At 58.1% G+C, this 229-nt stretch carries 1 protein-coding gene; it reads left to right on the top strand.

Annotated elements, in window-relative coordinates:
- Nucleotides 1-186 (top strand): EAL domain-containing protein (locus tag B2T33_RS06025; RefSeq protein ID WP_286791451.1); only part of this gene is annotated, 186 nt, incomplete at its 5' end.
- Nucleotides 187-229: the final 43 nt, after the last annotated feature.

Below are 229 nucleotides of genomic sequence, written 5' to 3'. Positions count from 1 at the left end.
GTCGCCATGGCCCATGGACTGAAGCTTCAGATCGTGGCGGAGGGCGTGGAAACGGACGAACAGCTCACCTACCTCAAAAGCCTGGGGTGCCACCAGGTTCAGGGGTTCTTCTACGGCCCCGCACGGCCTGCAGACGTCGTCGGTAAAACCCTCGGACATACCCCGGCGCGCGCAGTCGCTTTCTAATCTCTCTTTTTATCGATACTCCATTGTCGGACAGTCAGATCTA

Origin of the sequence: Thalassospira sp. UBA4513, assembly GCF_002388495.1 — a bacterium.
Taxonomy (GTDB): domain Bacteria; phylum Pseudomonadota; class Alphaproteobacteria; order Rhodospirillales; family Thalassospiraceae; genus Thalassospira; species Thalassospira tepidiphila.
The sequence above is the reverse complement of the archived record's forward strand: the minus strand, read 5'-3'. Positions and strand labels throughout refer to the sequence as shown.